The sequence below is a fragment of the Brachybacterium halotolerans genome, assembly GCF_016623465.1.
Lineage (GTDB): Bacteria > Actinomycetota > Actinomycetes > Actinomycetales > Dermabacteraceae > Brachybacterium > Brachybacterium halotolerans.
In genome coordinates this window covers 157,814-175,226 of record NZ_JAEDAJ010000004.1, presented here as the reverse complement: position 1 = coordinate 175,226, position 17,413 = coordinate 157,814, and the positions used below count along the sequence as shown (strand labels likewise).

Sequence of the window (17,413 nt, the reverse complement as noted above, 5' to 3'; positions counted from 1 at the left end):
CGTGCGCCGAGGTCGGGAAGGGGACCATAACTTAGGTCATGCTGACTTCTTCATATGAGGGCACTCAGCGGGAGGCGGGGAGGCGGTGATCATGCCGGTGCGCCTGGCCGCTCATCTGCCCGAGAACCACAATCCCGGAGTTGATCGATGCGTATGATCCGCCGCTCGTTCGTGAGCGCTCTCGCCGCCGCACCCCTGCTGGGGCTCGCGGCCTGTTCGACCGGGTCGTCGGGTTCGGACGCGTCGGACGGCGGTGGATCCGCCGGCACGCGCACCGTCACCACACCCAAGGGCGACGTGGAGGTCCCCACGGATCCGCAGCGTATCGTCGTGCTGAACTACGCTCTCGCGGGCTACCTCTACGATCTCGGCATCAAGGTCTCCGCGACCACGACCGAGGCCTCTGACAGCCAGGGCAGCTTCTCCGAGATGTGGGGTGACGCGCCGAAGTCCGACGGCACGCAGATGCTCTCCTGGACTGCGGACGGCTTTGACCTCGAGGCGGTCCTGAAGCAGGATCCCGACCTCATCATCGCCGGTGGCTGGGGCTTCCCGTACTTCCAGGCGGACAAGGCCTATGACGATCTCACGGGCATCGCCCCGACGGTGCTGGTCGACAAGGCATTCACGAATTGGGAGCAGCAGTTCTCCTTCCTGGCGGAGAAGGTCTTCGACAAGTCCCCGGAGTACGAGAAGCTCGTCGCCGCCTACAAGGACCGCGTGGCAGAGGTGCGCGACGCCATCACCGTGCCTCCTCAGCCCATCTCGCTGATCTATGTGACGCCGGAGGGCACCCCGTACCTGACGCTCGACGACTATGCTCCCGAGGAGTTCGCGGCCGTCGGTTTCGAGATCGATCCGATCGCTTCGAAGAACTCCCTCAAGCCCTACACGCAGGGCGGGGATTCCGCCGAGCTGTCGACGGAGAAGCTCGGCGAGCTGGTCACCTCTCCGACGGTGTTCATCAGCGGCTTCAACCAGGACACGTTCAGCGTGGAGGACCTGGAGAAGCGAGCCGTGTGGAAGGACCTTCCGGCCTTCGCCGAGGGGCACGCCTACGATCTCCCGTACTGGATCAGCCGTCACGACTATGACGAGGCGCTCGCACTGCTCGACCTGCTGGAGGAGAAGTTCACGAAGTGAGCATCCATCAGCTGATCGTCCATCCGCTGGTCGTCCGGAAGCTCGAGGTGCTCTCGGTGAAGCACGTGACCCCGAGGATGCGCCGCGTGCGCGTGGGCGGTGAGCAGCTCCGCACCTTCCATCGGGACGATGTGGACGGCGCGCCCAACGGTGCCGTGATGGCAGCCTTCGATTCCCCGGGGTTCGACGACCACGTCAAGCTCATCCTCGCCCCGGGCGGTGACCTCGAGTCCTCCCTCCCACGGCAGCTCGCCGACGGGATCGAGTGGACGGACGCACCCCACCGGGAGAGTCGTGACTACACGCCGCGTGCGGTGGATCTCGAGGAGGGGTGGATGGATCTGGACTTCGTGCTGCACGGCGATGGTCCGGCAGCCGCTTGGGCGATCGCGGCCCGCCCCGGTGACACCCTGGCGATGGTGGGCCCGAAGTCCAGCCTCGTGCTGCCCGCGGAGAGCACAGGGATCCTCCTGGTGGGTGACGAGACCGCTCTGCCGGCGATCGGGCGGTTCTTCGACGATCGTCCGTTGGATGTGCCGGCTCATGCCCTGATCGCTCTGGGCGACGCCTCCGGGCGTCAGGAGCTCGCGCTGCGGCCGGGCGACTCCGCGTCCTTCGTCGAGATCGACCCGACCGACGGCGATGCCCTGCTCGCAGCTGTGCACGCACGGCTGGAGGAGATCGGCGGGCTCGACGCCGCGCTGGGGCAGGACCCGTTCGTGTGGGCGGCGGGGGAGTCGCGAGCGCTGCTGCCCCTGCGACGCTGGGCGGGTCGTGAACGAGGCCTCGAGCGCTCGCGCCTGGGGATCAGCGGGTACTGGCACGTGGGTGCGGACGATACGCCGCCGGGGAGTGAGGGGGGTCGGCAGTCGACGCCGGACTCTCCGGCGGCGTGGTTCGCGATCTCCTCGGCTCTCGAGATCGGGCTCCTCGATCTGCTGCGTGAAGGCAGTCGCACGGTGACCGGATGTGCGAGCGCGCTGGGCGCGAACGCATCGGGTCTGGACGTGCTCGGCAACGTGCTCGAAGCCCACGGCATTCTCGAACGCTCCCACCCCTCCGGTGACCGAGGCGGCAGCGCGCTCTCCCTCACGCGCGCAGGACGAGAGGTCGTGGACGACGAGCACGTGCGAGAGCACTACGAGGGTCTCGAGGCGGCACGGCTCCGTGCTCTCGTCGAGCTTCCCGGTGCGCTGCGCTCGGGCCGGGCGCCGTGGCGCCGCCACTACGGCAGCTCCCTCGCCCAGGACCTGCAGGAGCGACCCGCCTGGGCCGGTGAGGCGGCCGAGCATGCCGAGTCGCTGCGATTCCTCCAGCACGGACTGCTGCGGGTCCTCGAGTCGCTCGACGCCGTGGTCGCAGGGGGCGAGGTGCTGCTGAGCGGCCCAGGGGCGGCAGTCATCGACGACATCCTCGGCCAGCGCACGCTGATGCCGGATGCTCCGTCCGCCCGCGTGGTGCGGAGCGACAGGGACTGTGGGCTCCTGCCCGGCGTCACGGCCGCGACGGAGGTCTCGACTGCCGCGCGGCCCGGTGCCCTGCCGTCTGCCTCCGTCTCCGTCATGACTCTGCAGCTCCTCGAGGACGACGACGCCATCAGGCATCTCAGGGCGCTGGCACGCGAAGGCTCCCAGGCACTGGTCATCGCGCCGGCTCGTCCGGACGAGCTCGCCGGGCACTCCGCCGAGCGCATGCTGCTGGCGTTCGTCGACACCGGCTGCGGACCTCGCGACGCGCAGAGGGTCGAGGAGCTCGCCCGCATCGCCGGATGGGGCACGTGCACCGAGCACGACCTCGGCTGGGGAGTGTGCGCGTACCTTCTCTCCGCACCGCATGCGGATGGCGTGCGCGAGGTCGCGGCGTCGGCCGACCACGCGCGATGAGCCCGGTTCATCTCACCCGGCCCGTCGCGCCGCCGGTCGACCTCGGCCCCGGCGCGCCGCGACGTCGGCGGATCCTGCTCACCGCGGCGCTCTGCGCGAGCCTGGTGCTGCTGTGCGCGGTGGGACTGCTGAGCCTGGTCGTCGGCTCCGGGGACATCTCGCCGAGCACCGTGTGGAGTGCGCTGGTCTCGCCCCGCGGAGGCATCGCCGAGTCGACGGTGCGTGACGTGCGGGTGCCGCGCACGCTGATCGGCGTCCTGGTCGGCGCGGCACTCAGTGCCGCGGGAGCTCTCGCCCAGGCGGTGACCCGCAACCCGCTCGCCGATCCGGGGATCCTCGGGGTCAATGCGGGCGCCGGGCTCGCGATCGCACTCGCCGTCGCCTTCCTGCACCTCACCACGATCGACGGATTCATCTGGTGCGGGTTCATCGGGGCCTTCGCCGCGGCCGTGCTCGTCCACGCGATCGCCGCGCGTGCGCCCTCCGGGCCGACTCCGCTGCGGCTGACGATGGTGGGCGTGGCGCTCGGCGCGGTGTTCATGGGGATGAGCCGATCCCTGACGCTGCTCTCTCCGCGCACCTTCGATCAGATGCGCTACTGGGGCGCCGGGTCGATCGCTGACAGACCGCCGGGCACTCTGCGCGTGGTCCTCCCCTTCATCGCGGTCGGGCTCGTGGTCGCACTGGCCTGCGGACGATCCATGAACGCGATGGCGATGGGCGAGGACGTCGCCGTCTCGCTCGGGGTGCCGATCCGAACAGTGCGCGTGGTCTCGGTCGCGTCGATCACCCTGCTGTGCGGGGCGGCGACCGCCGCCGCTGGACCGATCTCGTTCGTCGGTCTCATGGTTCCCCACGCCGTCCGGTTCCTCACCGGGCCCGACCAGCGCTGGGTGATCGGATTCTCGCTCGTCCTCGCGCCGGTCCTGCTGCTGGCTGCCGACGTGCTGGGCCGGATCGTCGTCATGCCCGCCGAGCTCCAGGCGGGCGTGATGACCGCCTTCCTGGGGGCACCGGTGCTCGTGGCGCTCGTGCGCCGTGCGTCTCGGAGGTCCCTGTGACGGCCGTCCCGGCGGGCGCCATGCCCGTGCGCATAGGGCCATGGAGCCTGCTGCTGAGGCCGCGGCTCATCGTCACGTCCGCCGGCCTGCTCGGACTGGCTGCGGGGATCCTGCTGCTCTCGCTCTGCCTCGGCGACACCACCATCCCTCCGGAGCACGTGGTCCGGGCGTTCACCCCCGATGCTCCGCGCCTGGATCGCATGGTCGTGGTGGAGTGGCGTGCGCCGCGAGCCGTGGCGGCGCTGGTCTTCGGTGCCTGCCTGGGGGTGAGCGGGGCGATCTTCCAGTCCCTCACGGACAATCCGCTGGGGAGCCCGGACGTGATCGGGCTGAACACCGGCGCCTTCTCCGGGGTGTTGGTGGTGATGCTGCTGGGCGGCGCCGGAGCAGGAGCGATCGCGGGTGGTGCGGTGCTGGGCGGACTGCTGACGGCGGGCCTCGTCTACGCTCTCGCCTACCGCGGCGGCCTCCAGGGCTTCCGCCTGATCATCGTCGGCATCGCGGTCAGCGCCATGCTCGCGTCGGCGAACACCTGGTTCTCGGTCAAGGCGGCCCTGGATGTCTCGATGCAGGCGGCGGTCTGGGGGGCGGGGACGCTCACCGGGCTGCGCTGGGGAGGGCTGGCGGCCGTCGGCATGGGCGGCGCCCTTCTGCTCCTGACGCTGCCGTGGCTCTCCCGCTGGATGCGTGCACTGGAGCTCGGGGACGACACCGCCGCCGTGCTCGGGGTGCGCACCGAGGTCGCGAAGGCGGTCCTCGTCGTCGTGGGCGTGGTGCTGACGTCCATGGTCACCGCGGTGGCCGGACCGATCGCGTTCATCGCGCTCGCCGCACCGCAGATCGCCCGTCGCCTGCGCCGCAGCGGTTCCTTCGATCCGATCGGCTCGGGGCTCGTCGGGATGCTGCTGCTGGGCGGCGCCGATCTGATCGCGCAGCATGCGGTCCCCGGTGGCCGCCTTCCGGTGGGCGCGGTGACGGTGTGCATCGGAGGGGGATACCTGGTGTGGCTGCTGCTCAGAGAGGGGAGAAGGGCATGAGGACGCCTGCGTCCACGGTCGGGGGAGCCGCCGCGGGAGGTCCTTCGGACCGCCTCACCGGCATGCACCTGCGCGGATCGGCACTGACTGTCGCCTACGGCCCGCAGCCCGCGGTCCTCCACGAGGTCTCGGTCGACATCCGGCCCGGATCCTTCACCGCGATCATCGGACCGAACGCCTGCGGGAAGTCGACACTGCTGCGCAGCCTCGCCCGTGTGCTCTCACCCTCGGGCGGGCACGTGCTGCTGGACGGCACCGACATCGCTCGCATGCGCTCTCGCGAACTCGCCACGGCGATGGGGCTTCTGCCGCAGCAGCCAGGCGTGCCCGAGGGCATCGTCGTCGCGGATCTCGTGGCGCGGGGCCGTCATCCGCACCAGTCGGTCTTCTCCCGCTGGAGCAGGGAGGACGAGCGCGCGATCGCTGTGTCCATGGAGCGCACGGGCATCCTCGACATCGCCCATCGCAGTGTGGACACGCTCTCCGGGGGCCAGCGCCAGCGCGTGTGGATCGCGATGGCGCTCGCCCAGGACACCGAGCTGCTGCTGCTCGACGAGCCCACCACGTTCCTGGACATCACGCATCAGATCGAGGTCCTGCGTCTGCTGCGGGAACTTCAGGAGGCAGGTCGCACGATCGTGGCCGTTCTGCACGAGCTCAACCAGGCGGCTCGCTTCGCGACCGACGTGATCGCGATGCGCGACGGGCGGATCATCGCCGACGGCGCCCCTGCGGAGCTGTTCACCCCCGAGAAGATGCGGGCGGTCTACGACCTGGACTGCCGGGTGATCAGTGATCCGGGAACCGGGAGCCCTGTGGTGCTGCCACGCTGATCCACCGGGTATCCACCCGCATCTGCACCCGCGGACGGTTCGCCTGCAGCGCGCGAGCGATCCGGAGATCGCCGACCGCCTGTTCCTGCACGTCTCGACGGTGAAGTCGCACGTCAACGCTATCTTCGCGATGCTCGGCGTGCGCGAGCGGCGCGGGGCGGTGGCGTTGGTGCAGGAGAGCGGCTGAGCTTCTCAGATCGTCGATTCGAGGAGGCCGAGCACCTTCTCGTTGACCGGCGCCCCGGCGCTCTCGAGGGCGAGTATCGCGGAACCGCGCACCGGATCCAGGCGTGCGGAGACGAGGGTGGGCTGCTGAGGGCCGGGCAAGCGGTCTAGCGATCGCTGCAGCAGCCCGCGGAAGGCGGGGTCGTTGGCCAACGACCCCGCACAGGCGACGGGGATCGACGCGCCGTGGATGCTCGGCATCAGCAGGCCGACGCCCAGTGCCGTGCGTTCGCACAGCCGGATCGCGGCGCTCTGCGCGAGGGCCGAGGAGTCGATCATCTCGGTGACCGCGGGGGCGAGGGCCCCGAACCGTCTCTTCGACTCGTTGGGGGCGTTGGAGTTGAGTCCGAGGACGACCTCCCTCAGCTCGGAGCGACCGGAGGCGCCGAAATGCCCGTACACGCGATCGAGGACCGGGTCCCCCTCGTCGACGTCCCCGATGAGGATTCTCTGCACCACGTCATGGACCAGATGCCGAGCGGCACCCGCATAATGCTGGAACTGTCCGCTCTCCGTCTCCGCGCCGTCATCTGCGACGGCGAGGATCATCGATCCCGTCCCCGCGACCACGATGATGCCGGGCCCGCCGGCCAGCGCTCCGCGATGAGCGGAGATCGCGTCGTTCACCACGCGGATCGATCCCGAGATGCCCCCGATGTCGACGAGGGACTCGACGACGTCACCATGATCCTGGCCCTGGTTCGACGACTCCCTGTTGATCCCCGCGATACCGGCGACGAGCGCACGGGCCTGCCGAGGATCCCTGCGCGCGTCGGCTCCGGCGGCGAGGATCGTGTCGTGGATGTTCTGCCGGGCGTCGTCGTTGTGGTGCGGTCCTCCGCCAGACCCCGTGGCGAAGCCCAGAAGGCCGCCCGAGAGATCGAACAGGCCCACCCGTGTGTGGGTTCCGCCGGCGTCGATGCCGATCACGAACGGTGATTCCCCAGGGAGCATTCTCCGGAACGTAGCACGACGCGGTGCGCTGCACGGACAGAACGCGGCGTAGGCGTCGGAGGTGTCAGACCCCGGGCTCTGACCAGGTGACGATGAGGACGGCGGTCGTCGCCGACCTGGGTGGGCGGGGCGGGCACACGCCACCGTATGGTGCCTATCCAGAACGCGGCATTGGGGCGGGCGCTACGTCGATTGTTCGACGTGCCGGTGGGAGCGGCTCTGCGTGCAGGCCTGCCCGGGCGGCGTTGCGGGAGCAGTGAGCTCATCGCACTTCTTCGGCGGCGACTTCGAGACCCCATCGACGTCAGCGAATGCACGGACCCTGAGGTGGTACGGACCGCGCTGCACACTGCCCGCGGTCTCCTCGAGAGGCTTCCGGAAGAGCAGAGCCCTCATCCGACGATCGTCGGGATTGCGGATCTCAACCCCGCCAATGTGCTCTGGGACGGCGACAGATGCAGGCTCGTCGACTTCGAGGACGGAGGGTTGAGCACACCCGCCTGCGATCTGGCCGACCACTTCGAGCACATCGCGGTCAGACCCCGGAACATGTACGACACGCAGCTGCTGGTGCGGTCCGTCGGGCTCACGCCGGACGAGAGGTCTGCCCTCGCCGGGCACCGCGTGCTCTGGGCTGTCTTCTGGCTCCTCGCCCTTCTCCCGGGGAGCAGGGCGCACGCTCGCAACCCCGAGGGAACACTGGAGGGCCAGGCCGAACGGGTGCTCGACCTGATCGAGGCAGGCTGCGACCGGCCGAGTGTCGAGTGAGATCTGGTGCAGACCCCGACTGGGCCCAGAGCGTGGAGGGCCCCGCGTTCACCTCATGAGGTTGCTAGCGGAGGAGTCACAAGCCCTCGCGATCGCTTCGGCTGCTGCGATCAGGTTCGCCGATCCCCGTCCTTGGGTGCACAGATGCGCCCCCGGGTCGGCGAGACCGGTGGACACCGGGATGAGGTCAGGCCGTCGGCGACGGAGCTCGTCGGCGATCCTCTGCTGCCACGGGTTCACGGCGGGATCCTGAAGGGCCAGGACGAGGCTGCGGTCCTCCGCGAGGGCGAGCGCACGTTCGATGTCCAGATCGTCGTTCGTGCTGCTGAGCCCGTCAGCCCCGTCGCATCGCTCGGTCACGAGGGTCGCGAGGCCCCATCCGTCCCATTCGAGGGCGGCCTTGGGGCGCCGGTAGAGGTCGATGACGACCGGCCGCGTGAGAGTCGACAGCACATCGGTCGAGTCGACCGCACGTCGTGCAGCATCCATGCCTGCAGCGCCCCACGAGACGCGTGATGTCGAGGGACGTGCTTCGCTCGCGGTCTCCCGGATGCTGCGCGCTGCACGGTGCATCGCTCGTACGCGTTCTGACGAGGCTTCGAGAGCATCGACATGCAGTTCCCCGCTCCCCACGGCCTCCTCGAGCCGGTCGAGCACCCGGTCGTGCAGAGCTGGGTCGGGCTCGGCGATGCACAGCTGGTCGACGCCCGCGGCGAGAGCCTGTGCCGCCCCCTCGGGCACGCCGACACGGCTCGCGATCGCGGCCATCTCCAGGGCGTCGCTGATGATCACTCCGGTGAAGCCGAGCCCGGTGCGGGCGATGTCTGTGACCAGGCGCCTGCTGAGGGTGGTCGGCTTGTCATCGAGCGAGGGGAACCGGACATGACTGGTCATGATCTGGGCGACGCCTGCATCGATCGCGGCACGGAACGGTGCGAGGTCGATCTTCTCGATCTGCTTCCAGCCCCGCTGATCGACGGCATCGCCGAGGTGGGAGTCGACCGCTGTCGCCCCGTGTCCTGGGAAATGCTTCGCGCAGGCGGCGACGCCGCACTCCTGGGTCCCCTCGATCCAGGCGACGGCGTGACGGGAGACCAGCGCTGGATCCGCCCCGAACGAGCGCGTGCGGATGATGGGGTTCTCCGGGTCGCTCTGGACGTCGACCACCGGCGAGTAGCTGGCGTCGATGCCCAGTCCCGCGAGATGCGCGGCGAGCTCCCGCGCGCAGTCGCGCGTCATCCGCACGTCGTCCACGACTCCGAGCGCAGCCGCCCCCGGTGACTCCGGGCACTCGGCGCGAGTCAGGTGGCTGATGCGCCCTCCCTCCTGGTCCACGCCGACCACGAGATCGCCCTGGTGCTCTCGCATCGTGGCGAGGGTGCGGCGGAGCTGCCCCGCCGAGCGCACGTTGCGGCTGTGGAGGATGACCCCTCCCAGCCCTTGATCGAGCAGACCCTCCATCGCAGGAGTGAGCTCCGGTGCATCCCATCCGACGACGAGCAGCGAGGCCAGGAGCGAGCGCAGGGACGGGTCGCGTGTCATCCCGTGAAGTCCCCCTCGCGCGCGTTGAGGTCCGCGTAGTGCGCGAGCTTGTCCTCGTCCACGACCACTCCGAGGCCGGGACCGTCCGGCACGCGCAGGCATCCGTCCTCGAAGGGCAGCGGGTCGATGATGTCGTCGTCGTGCAGGTAGTACATCGAGTCGATCGCGCCGGAGAGCACGGGAGTGCTCGCGGCGATCGCGAGATGGGCCGCGGTGGCGATGCCCATCTCGCCGCCGCTGTGCAGGTTCATGCCGAGGCCGAAGGCCTCGCAATGGGCGGCGAGGTGCTTGGTGATCGCCATGCCGCCCCACTTGTACACGTCCCCGTGGATCACCTGCACGGCGTCCAGCCGCACGGCCGGGGCGAGGTCCTCCCATCGCACCACGCACATGTTCGTGCACAGGGGGATCCGGACGGCTCGCGCCACCTGGGCCATCTGCTCAAGTCCCTGGCAGGGGTCCTCGAGGTACTCCAGTCCCAGCGGTTCAAGCGCGCGACCTGCCCGGATCGACTCCGGGACGCTCCACGCGGCGTTCGGGTCCACACGCAGCTCGACCTCGGGCAGGCGCTCGCGCAGCGCCTCCATGATCGCCACGTCGGCCCGGGCATCGGTGCTGCCCTTGAGCTTCACCGCCGTGAAGCTGTTCTCCGCGACGATCCGCTCGGTCGCGTCGGCCAGCGAGCCCGGATAGTCGCGGGCATCGCCGTCGGACCGGGTGATCAGGGCCGTGAGCGGCACCTTCTCGCGCACCCGGCCGCCCAGCAGGTCCACCACGCCCATCCCGGCGGCCTTGCCGATGGCGTCCCAGCAGGCGACGTCGACCGCGGCCAGAGCCGCGTAGCCGAGGTATCCGTGGAAGAACGGCAGCATGCGGTGGCGCGCGTGAAAGGCCTCGAGCTCGCGCGGGTCGGTGCCGATCACGTCATCGGCCAGCTGGCGCACGAGGCGCGCCACCGGTGCGCCCCACATGGTCTCTCCCCAGCCGACGACGCCCTCGTCGGTGCGCAGTCGAACGATGGTGCGGGTCTCGCCGCGCTTGGTCTCGAACGAGGAGGTGAATCCCTGCTTCATCGGAAGGTTCACCACGTGGACCTCGAGGTCGACGATCTTCATCGGGCAGCTCCTTCAGGGGTGTCGGGTGTCGGGTCGTCGAAGGGGAGGTCCAGGTCGAGGAGGGCGTCCACGCACTCCCCGAGACGTGCCGCAGCTTCAGCGAGCGCGGCGGCCCCCGCGGCGGCGTCTCCGTCGCCGGGGTCGTCCGTGATGCCTCCCGAGCGCGGCCATTCGCCGTGCCTCTCCACATGGAGTCCGCGGACCAGTCGGCGATCGAACAGTGGCAGCTCCCCGGGCCCCTCCATCGACGGGCGCACGAGCGCTGGATGCGCGGACGCCATGAGGGAGGTCTCGAAGGCGCCCGCGTGTCCCGGAGCTCCGGGGCGGGGCTCGAGCAGCTCCCAGTAGCTGCAGCTGGCCGCGAGGATCGCGTGCTCCAGAGCGGCGAGCTTGACGGCCTGGCTCATCATCTCGATGTTCCCGCCGTGGCCGTTGACCACGAGGACCCGGCGGAACCCGGCGGCGACCAGGGAGTCCAGGAGCGCTGTGAGCACGTCCAGCAGCGTCTTCGGCGGGAGGCTGAGCGCCACCGCGAACTGGTGGTGACCGCTGAATCCGAAGGGGAGTGCGGGGCACACAGCCACGTCCGCGCGATCGTCCAGGGCCCTCTCGACGACCTCCTGGAGGAGGAGCGAGTCGGTGCCCAGCGGGAGGTGGTCCCCGTGCTGCTCGAGGGAACCTATGGGGAGCACGGCCACACCGTGCGCAGCGAGGTCGGCGACCTGCTCCCGTGTCATCTCGGCGAGTCGTGGCATGGGCTCTCCTCCTGCGTCGTGGTGGTCTCTCTCGTGCGGGTCGGCTCCGCCGTCCGTGCGTGTTCCCCTGGTGCGATCGGCCTCGCTACTGTGAAGGGATGACCGCTCGCGTGCTGCCTTTCGAACCCCCTGCTTCTCGCGAGGGTTCGTTCCTGGCTCTCGAGCTGCTGCCCGGACGCGTGCAGGGTGCGCTCATCGACGCGACCGGCAGGTTCCGCACTCGACGGGAACTCGCCTTCGACCCGTCGGCCGGGCGAGAGCAGATCCTCGCGCAGGTGGACCGGGTGGCCCTGGTGCTCGCACGCGGCAGCGTGCTGAGCGGCTGCGTCATCTCGGCCGGCGGCGTCCTGGACACCGTGGGCGGGCGGATGCTCCAGGTCGTGGACATGCCCTCCCTCGAGGGATGCGAGATCGCCTCGCGGCTTCGGGAGCTCATCGGCGCGCAGACCCTGCTCGAGCACCGTGCGCGCCTCCAGGTGCACGGGGACCACTACTTCGGTGCAGGTCAGGGCGAGGAGACCTTCGCCTCCGTCGCCACCGGGTCGACCCTGGGCGTCGGCATCCTCTACCGAGGGACGATCCTCGCGCCCGACGGCGGGCGCAGCGGCGCCCACATGACCGTCGCGCGCGGGCAGTCGACGTGCAGCTGCGGCAAGCGGGGCTGCTGGCGCACCATCGCCACCACGGCCTGGCTCGACGAGCGCGCCGAAGAACTGGGCATTCCCGCGGTGGGCCTGGCGGAGTGGGAACGATACGCGGCGGAGGACCCGCGCGCGGCGGCCGTCGTCGGCGAGTACGCGGAGAACATCGCGGTGGGCCTCGCCAACATCCAGCAGTTGTGCACGCCGGGCCTGTTCGTGCTGCACGGTGAGGCGGCGCAGGCGTCCGACGGGTTCCGCGCGCGCATCCTCGCGACGCTGCGCGACCTCTCGCGCACGGGCGGGGAGACGCAGCCGCGCCTGAGGACGAACCCGATCCCGGAGGACGACGCGACGCTGCTGGGCGGCGTCGCCTACCTGCTGCACCGCGGGATCCTGCCCGCGTCCTGACCTGGGCGGGACGACGATCATGCGCGCCGCCTGCCGGCCCGCTCGGTGAGCCGCGGATTCGCACGGCGCGGATCCGGATGGGCGACCGAGTCCAGGAGCCGTCGCGTGACCTCGGAGGACGGGGAGGTCAGCACCTCACGGCAGGGGCCGACCTCCTGCAGACGGCCATCGGCCATCACCGCGATCCGGTCGGCGATCCCGGAGACCACCGCCAGATCGTGGCTGACGAACAGCAGGGCCACTCCGGTGCGCTCCTGGAGTTCGGCCAGCAGGTCCAGGATCTTCGCCTGCACGGAGACGTCGAGTGCGCTCGTGGGCTCGTCCAGCACCAGCAGCCGCGGCTCGAGGGCGAGTGCTCGGGCGATCGCAATGCGCTGGCGCTGTCCGCCCGAGCACTCGTGCGGATACCGATGCGCGATCGACGGTTCGAGATCGACGCTCTCCAGGAGCTCGTCGACGCGACGCCGGATGCCCGCCGCACCCAGGGCGGTGCGCCGGTGCGTGCGCAGCGGCTCGGCGACCACATCGCGGATGCGCATGCGCGGGTTCATGCTCGCGTAGGGGTCCTGGAAGACCATCTGGACCAGCTGTGCCCGGGCTGCGGCCGCCTGCTTGTCACGACGGTCGAGGTCCTTGCCCAGCGTGAGGATGCGACCCGCGTCCGGATCGGTGAGCCCCACGACGATGCGGGCCAGGGTCGTCTTGCCGGAGCCGGACTCACCGACCAGGGCAAGGGTCTCGCCCGGGAGGATGTCGAGGTCCACGGCATCGAGCACGGTGTTCTGGCGGCGGCGCTGTCGGTACGTCTTGGAGACTCCCCGCAGGGTGACCACAGGGGCCTCGGGGGCGAGGGGCTCGGTGCTCTGCGCGCTCATGCGGGCTGTCCTGTCGTCAGCCGAGGGGTGGCCTCGAGCAGCGTGCGGGTGTAGTCGTCGCGAGGCTGCTCGAAGACCTGCAGCACCTCGCCCTGCTCGACCAGCCGGCCCTCGTGCATCACCGCCACCTGGTCGGCGATGGAGGCGACGACTCCCAGATCGTGCGTGATCAGCAGGATCCCCATGCCCGTCTCCTCCTGGACCGTGCGGAACAGGGCCAGGATCTCGGCCTGGGTGGTCACGTCCAGTGCCGTCGTCGGCTCGTCGGCGATCAGCAGCCGCGGCCGGCTCATCAGCGCCATCGCGAGCATCGCCCGCTGCCGCAGGCCGCCGGAGAGCTGGTGGGGGAACTGCCGGGATCGCAGCTCAGGGTCGGGAACCCGTGCCTGCTCGAGCGCCTCGAGAGCACGCCGTCTGCGATCTGCGCGGGATCCCGTGCGGTGGATCGCCATGACCTCCATGAGCTGGCTGCCGATCGTGCGCATGGGGTTGAGCGTGGTCATCGGGTCCTGGAAGACCATCGAGATGTCGCGCCCCCGCACGGCGCGCAGCTGTCGGGGTGTGAGACGCAGCAGGTCGCGGTCGTCGAGCAGGATGCGGCCGTGAGGGTAGACGGCGGGCGGCTCGGGGTTCAGTCGCAGCACGGACAGTGCGGTGCTGGACTTCCCGGATCCCGATTCGCCGACGAGCGCGAGGGTGCGCCCCTCGTGGACGGTCAGGTCGATGCCCTGCACGGCGGCGACCCGGCCGCGGCGAGAGGCGAAGGAGATGTGGAGGTCCTCGATCGTGAGCAGTGCGTTCATGAGGTGTACGTCCTCGGATCCCACCGGTCGCGCACGGCGTCCCCGGCGACGTTGATGGACAGCACGGTCAGCAGCAGGGCGGAGCCGGGCAGGACGGCGAGCCACCAGGCGGTGCCCATGTAGAGCTGTCCGTCCGAGAGCATCGAGCCCCACGTCGCGATGCTCGAAGGGACACCGAGCCCCAGGAAGCTCAGGGCGGCCTCGGCGAGGATCACCGTCCCCACCTGCAGCGTCAGGATGGTCACCAGGGGACCGGTGACGTTGGGCAGCATGTGGCGCACCATGATCCGGTGCCCCGGCACGCCCATGACCCGTGCGGCCTCGACGAACTCCCGGGTGCGCAGCGAGATCACCTCGGAGCGGAGCACGCGGGCGTAGGAGACCCAGCCGGTGATGCCGAGCACCAGGATCACGTTCCACAGACCCGGGCCCACGAAGCCGATCACTGCGAGAGCGAGCAGCAGGGTGGGAAAGGCCAGCTGGACGTCCGTCAGGCGCATGAGCACGCGATCCGTCCACCCGCCCGTGTATCCGGCGACGATCCCGATCACCGAACCGATCACGCCCGACAGCAGCGCCGCGGTGATCCCGACGAGGACCGAGACGCGGCTGCCCACGACGAGCCGGGCGAGCACGTCCCGTCCCAGCTGGTCCGTGCCCAGCAGGTGGCCCGCTGATCCAGGCGGCGCCAGTCGCTGCAGCAGGTTCTGCTCCTCGGGATCGCCGACCAGCAGCGGCCCGAAGAGGGCGAGCAGGACGACGAGGCCGAGGAACCCGGTGGACAGCACCAGAGTGATGTCCAGGCGGCCGCGTCCCGGGGCGTCGGAGGAGGCGTCCGCGGGCTCTGCGGTGGTCAGGGAGATCTGCGGGGAGCTCATGCGTGACTCCGGACTCGAGGATCGATGATCGCGTAGGACAGGTCGACGAGCAGGTTCACCACGATGAAGGTGACCGCGAACAGCACGACCGTGCCCTGGACAAGGGGGAAGTCGCGGGCGCTGATGGCGTCGATCGTGAGGCGGCCGATGCCGGGCCAGTTGAAGATCTGCTCGGTGAGGATCGCCCCGCCCAGCAGGGAGCCGAGCTCCAGCCCGAGCACGGTGATGACGGGCATGGAGGCGTTGCGCAGCGAATGGCCCATCAGCACCCGGGCCTCGCTCGCGCCTTTGGCGCGCGCCGTGCGCACATGGTCCTGCCCCATCACCTCGATCAGCGAGGACCGCAGGAGCCGGGAGACCACGGCGACCGAGAAGATCGCGAGCGTCGTCGCGGGGAGTATGAGGTGCGCGGGTGTGCCGTAGCCGGCGGCGGGAAGCACCCGCAGCGTGACGCCGAAGAGCAGGACCAGCAGGATCCCCACCCAGAACGCAGGGGTGGACTGTCCGACCAGCACCCCGCTCATGACGACCCTGTCCAGGGCGGTGCCGCGGCGCATGGCGCCGATGCTGCCGGCGAGGAAGGAGACCACGACGGTGATCAGCAGAGCGGTGGCGGCGAGCAGTGCTGTGGCCGGGATCCGCTCGATGATCAACGAGGTCACGGGCTCCTTGTAGACCAGCGAGTCGCCGAGGTCGAGATGGATGAGGCCGCCCAGGAAGTCCAGGTACTGCAGGGGCAGAGGGCGATCGAGTCCGAGTGTCTGCTTCATCTGCGTCACCTGATCGGCGCTCGCATCGTCGGGCAGGAGCAGCGCCACCGGATCACCGGAGGCGCGCGAGAGCACGAACACGACCGTGACGGCGGCCCAGAGCACCAGGAGGGAGGAGAGCAGACGGGTGACGGCGGCGCGCAGCAGCCGGGTCCGGCCGCGGCTCATCGGGCGGTCTCCATCGCGAGCGTGCCGTTCACATTGGGTGTCCACTCGATGCGCTTGTTCGAGGCGAAGTTCTGATCCGCCTGGTACAGGAACAGGAAGGGCGCTTCGTCGTGCAGCCATTCCTGCATGCGGCGGAACGTCTTCAGGCGGGCGTCCGGGTCGATGGTCTGCTCGAGCGCGTCGATCATCTCGTCGGCTTCCGTCGAGCGGATCCTGCTGCGTTTGCGATCCGAGCGGATGTACGACTGCATGGTGGCCTCTCCGTCGAGCGTCCAGCCCGTGCTTCCGGTGAGATACATGGATCCGAGCGAGGAGGGATCGTCCGAGGCGAGCCGTTCGGCGAAGGTGCCGGGCTCGAGGATCTCGAGCTCGAGCGTCACGCCGACGTCCTCGAGCATTCCGGCGAGTGCCTGACTGACGAGCTGGTCCTTGTTCGAGGCGGTGAAGCTCAGTGTGAGGCCGTCGGCATGGCCGGCGTCCGCGAGCAGCCTCCTGGCCTCGCCGGGGTCCCTCTTCGGGGGTTTCACGTCCGGGTCGTAGCCGAACGCCTCCCGCGGCACGATCGTGGCGGCCTCTCGCCCTGAGTCGTTGAGCACCGCGCTGATGAGCAGTGGAACGTCCACGGCGTGGTTCAGGGCGCGTCGAACGCGGGCGTCCTTCAGGATCTCGTGCTCGGTGTCGAGCACGACGAAGTACATGCGGATCCCCGGGTGCGTGGTGAGGGAGACGTCCTTGTAGCCCTCGAGCTGGAGGGCCGCCTCGGGATCGAGGGCGGAGACCAGGTCGACGGCGTCGCTCTGGATGCCCGCGAGCGCGGAGGCCGGGTTGGGCATCGCGGTGAAGTGGAGCTCGTCGAACGCGGGCCTGCCGTTCCAGTGGTCCGCGTAGGCGGCGAGGCGGAGCAGCTGGGCCTTGCGCCAGGAGACGAAGCGGAACGGGCCCGTGCCGATCGGGTGCGCGGCGAATCCCTTCGCGCCCACGTCGGCGAAGTGGTCCGCGGGCAGCATCACGCCCCCGAAGAGCGAGACCTTCTCGGGAATGACGGGGTCCGGCTCGGCCATCACGATGTCGACGGTGTGGTCGTCGATGATCTCGACGTGGTCCACGGAGCGCAGCTCGACGATCGTGGAGCCGGTGTCCGGGTCGATGAGCCGCTCGATCGAGAACTTCACGCTGCGGGCGTCGAAGGGCTCGCCGTTGTGGAAGGTGACGCCCTTGCGGAGGCGGAACCTCCAGTGGTGCTCGTCCGTGGCCTCCCAGTGGGTGGCCAGCCGAGGGACCAGCTCGTTCTTCGTGTCGCGCATGGTGAGCGTGTCGAAGATGTTGATGAGCACGTTCATGCCGTCCAGGCCGCTCTCCAGGTGGGGGTCGAGTCCCGTGGGCTCGCTCGGCTGGGCGATCCGCAGGGCGCCGGTTCCCTCCGAATCCGCTGCGGAGCCGCATCCTGCCGTGAGCCCGACGGCGCCCAGCAGCGAACCGGCCGCACCGAGGCGCAGCGCGGTGCGCCGGGTGGTCTTGGGTGGGGCGGTCATGCTCATGGCTCGCAGATCCTTC

Annotated in this window: 17 protein-coding genes; 8 read left to right on the top strand and 9 right to left on the bottom strand. The window is 70.0% G+C overall.

All coding sequences use genetic code 11. The features are described 5' to 3' along the window. The first annotated feature begins 171 nt into the window (after positions 1 to 171). Genes I8D64_RS09385 through I8D64_RS17805 form a run of 6 tightly spaced genes read left to right on the top strand, consistent with a single transcriptional unit; the run spans position 172 to position 6,144 of the window. On the top strand, positions 172 to 1,143 hold the full coding sequence (locus I8D64_RS09385; RefSeq protein ID WP_200502238.1) for an ABC transporter substrate-binding protein: 972 nt from the start codon (positions 172 to 174) through the stop codon (positions 1,141 to 1,143). Beyond that, positions 1,140 to 3,026, top strand: a complete 1,887-nt coding sequence (locus I8D64_RS09380; protein WP_200502237.1) for a siderophore-interacting protein — start codon at positions 1,140 to 1,142, stop codon at positions 3,024 to 3,026. Before I8D64_RS09385 ends, I8D64_RS09380 begins: the two co-directional genes overlap by 4 nt. Further along, positions 3,023 to 4,087 carry a FecCD family ABC transporter permease gene (locus tag I8D64_RS09375; RefSeq protein ID WP_200502236.1) on the top strand — a complete coding sequence of 355 codons (1,065 nt, stop codon included), beginning with the start codon at positions 3,023 to 3,025 and terminating at the stop codon, positions 4,085 to 4,087. Before I8D64_RS09380 ends, I8D64_RS09375 begins: the two co-directional genes overlap by 4 nt. A gap of 20 nt (positions 4,088 to 4,107) precedes the next feature. Then, positions 4,108 to 5,124, top strand: coding sequence for a FecCD family ABC transporter permease (locus I8D64_RS09370; RefSeq protein ID WP_200502235.1), 1,017 nt, complete (start codon positions 4,108 to 4,110; stop codon positions 5,122 to 5,124). Continuing rightward, positions 5,121 to 5,957: an ABC transporter ATP-binding protein gene (locus I8D64_RS09365; protein ID WP_343068520.1), complete on the top strand. Its 837-nt coding sequence runs from the start codon at positions 5,121 to 5,123 to the stop codon at positions 5,955 to 5,957. The genes I8D64_RS09370 and I8D64_RS09365 overlap by 4 nt, the downstream gene beginning before the upstream one ends. Next, a complete protein-coding gene (locus I8D64_RS17805) occupies positions 5,917 to 6,144 on the top strand; it encodes a LuxR C-terminal-related transcriptional regulator (RefSeq protein ID WP_200502234.1) in 228 nt (75 codons plus the stop codon). Before I8D64_RS09365 ends, I8D64_RS17805 begins: the two co-directional genes overlap by 41 nt. A gap of 5 nt (positions 6,145 to 6,149) precedes the next feature. On the opposite strand, the gene I8D64_RS09355 is transcribed toward I8D64_RS17805, so the two are convergent. Further along, positions 6,150 to 7,136 carry an N-acetylglucosamine kinase gene (locus I8D64_RS09355; protein ID WP_200502233.1) on the bottom strand — a complete coding sequence of 329 codons (987 nt, stop codon included), beginning with the start codon at positions 7,134 to 7,136 and terminating at the stop codon, positions 6,150 to 6,152. A 147-nt stretch (positions 7,137 to 7,283) separates the two neighbouring features. Here I8D64_RS09355 and I8D64_RS09350 point away from each other — a divergent pair, with 147 nt between their 5' ends. Then, positions 7,284 to 7,904, top strand: coding sequence for a phosphotransferase (locus I8D64_RS09350; RefSeq protein ID WP_200502232.1), 621 nt, complete (start codon positions 7,284 to 7,286; stop codon positions 7,902 to 7,904). Positions 7,905 to 7,952: 48 nt separating this feature from the next. Here I8D64_RS09350 and nagZ read toward each other — a convergent pair whose 3' ends face one another. The 3 genes from nagZ to I8D64_RS09335 are packed head-to-tail and all read right to left on the bottom strand — an operon-like array spanning position 7,953 to position 11,316. Next, positions 7,953 to 9,446, bottom strand: a complete 1,494-nt coding sequence (nagZ, locus tag I8D64_RS09345) for a beta-N-acetylhexosaminidase (RefSeq protein WP_200502231.1) — start codon at positions 9,444 to 9,446, stop codon at positions 7,953 to 7,955. After that, on the bottom strand, positions 9,443 to 10,561 hold the full coding sequence (locus tag I8D64_RS09340; RefSeq protein ID WP_200502230.1) for a mandelate racemase/muconate lactonizing enzyme family protein: 1,119 nt from the start codon (positions 10,559 to 10,561) through the stop codon (positions 9,443 to 9,445). Before I8D64_RS09340 ends, nagZ begins: the two co-directional genes overlap by 4 nt. Next, positions 10,558 to 11,316 carry a creatininase family protein gene (locus I8D64_RS09335; protein ID WP_200502229.1) on the bottom strand — a complete coding sequence of 253 codons (759 nt, stop codon included), beginning with the start codon at positions 11,314 to 11,316 and terminating at the stop codon, positions 10,558 to 10,560. The genes I8D64_RS09340 and I8D64_RS09335 overlap by 4 nt, the downstream gene beginning before the upstream one ends. 98 nt (positions 11,317 to 11,414) lie before the next feature. Here I8D64_RS09335 and I8D64_RS09330 point away from each other — a divergent pair, with 98 nt between their 5' ends. Then, the gene (locus I8D64_RS09330; protein ID WP_200502228.1) at positions 11,415 to 12,365 is read left to right on the top strand and encodes an ROK family protein; all 951 of its coding nucleotides are present in this window, start codon (positions 11,415 to 11,417) and stop codon (positions 12,363 to 12,365) included. Positions 12,366 to 12,382: 17 nt separating this feature from the next. Here the strand turns inward: I8D64_RS09330 and I8D64_RS17340 are convergent, their stop codons facing one another. Genes I8D64_RS17340 through I8D64_RS09310 form a run of 5 tightly spaced genes read right to left on the bottom strand, consistent with a single transcriptional unit; the run spans position 12,383 to position 17,397 of the window. Beyond that, positions 12,383 to 13,240 carry an ABC transporter ATP-binding protein gene (locus tag I8D64_RS17340; protein WP_246482910.1) on the bottom strand — a complete coding sequence of 286 codons (858 nt, stop codon included), beginning with the start codon at positions 13,238 to 13,240 and terminating at the stop codon, positions 12,383 to 12,385. Then, a complete protein-coding gene (locus I8D64_RS17335) occupies positions 13,237 to 14,043 on the bottom strand; it encodes an ATP-binding cassette domain-containing protein (protein WP_239204309.1) in 807 nt (268 codons plus the stop codon). The genes I8D64_RS17340 and I8D64_RS17335 overlap by 4 nt, the downstream gene beginning before the upstream one ends. Next, complete coding sequence (locus tag I8D64_RS09320) at positions 14,040 to 14,921, bottom strand: ABC transporter permease (RefSeq protein WP_200502227.1); 882 nt, start codon at positions 14,919 to 14,921, stop codon at positions 14,040 to 14,042. Before I8D64_RS09320 ends, I8D64_RS17335 begins: the two co-directional genes overlap by 4 nt. Further along, on the bottom strand, positions 14,918 to 15,859 hold the full coding sequence (locus tag I8D64_RS09315) for an ABC transporter permease (RefSeq protein ID WP_200502226.1): 942 nt from the start codon (positions 15,857 to 15,859) through the stop codon (positions 14,918 to 14,920). The genes I8D64_RS09320 and I8D64_RS09315 overlap by 4 nt, the downstream gene beginning before the upstream one ends. Continuing rightward, on the bottom strand, positions 15,856 to 17,397 hold the full coding sequence (locus tag I8D64_RS09310; protein ID WP_200502225.1) for an ABC transporter substrate-binding protein: 1,542 nt from the start codon (positions 17,395 to 17,397) through the stop codon (positions 15,856 to 15,858). The genes I8D64_RS09315 and I8D64_RS09310 overlap by 4 nt, the downstream gene beginning before the upstream one ends. Positions 17,398 to 17,413: the final 16 nt, after the last annotated feature.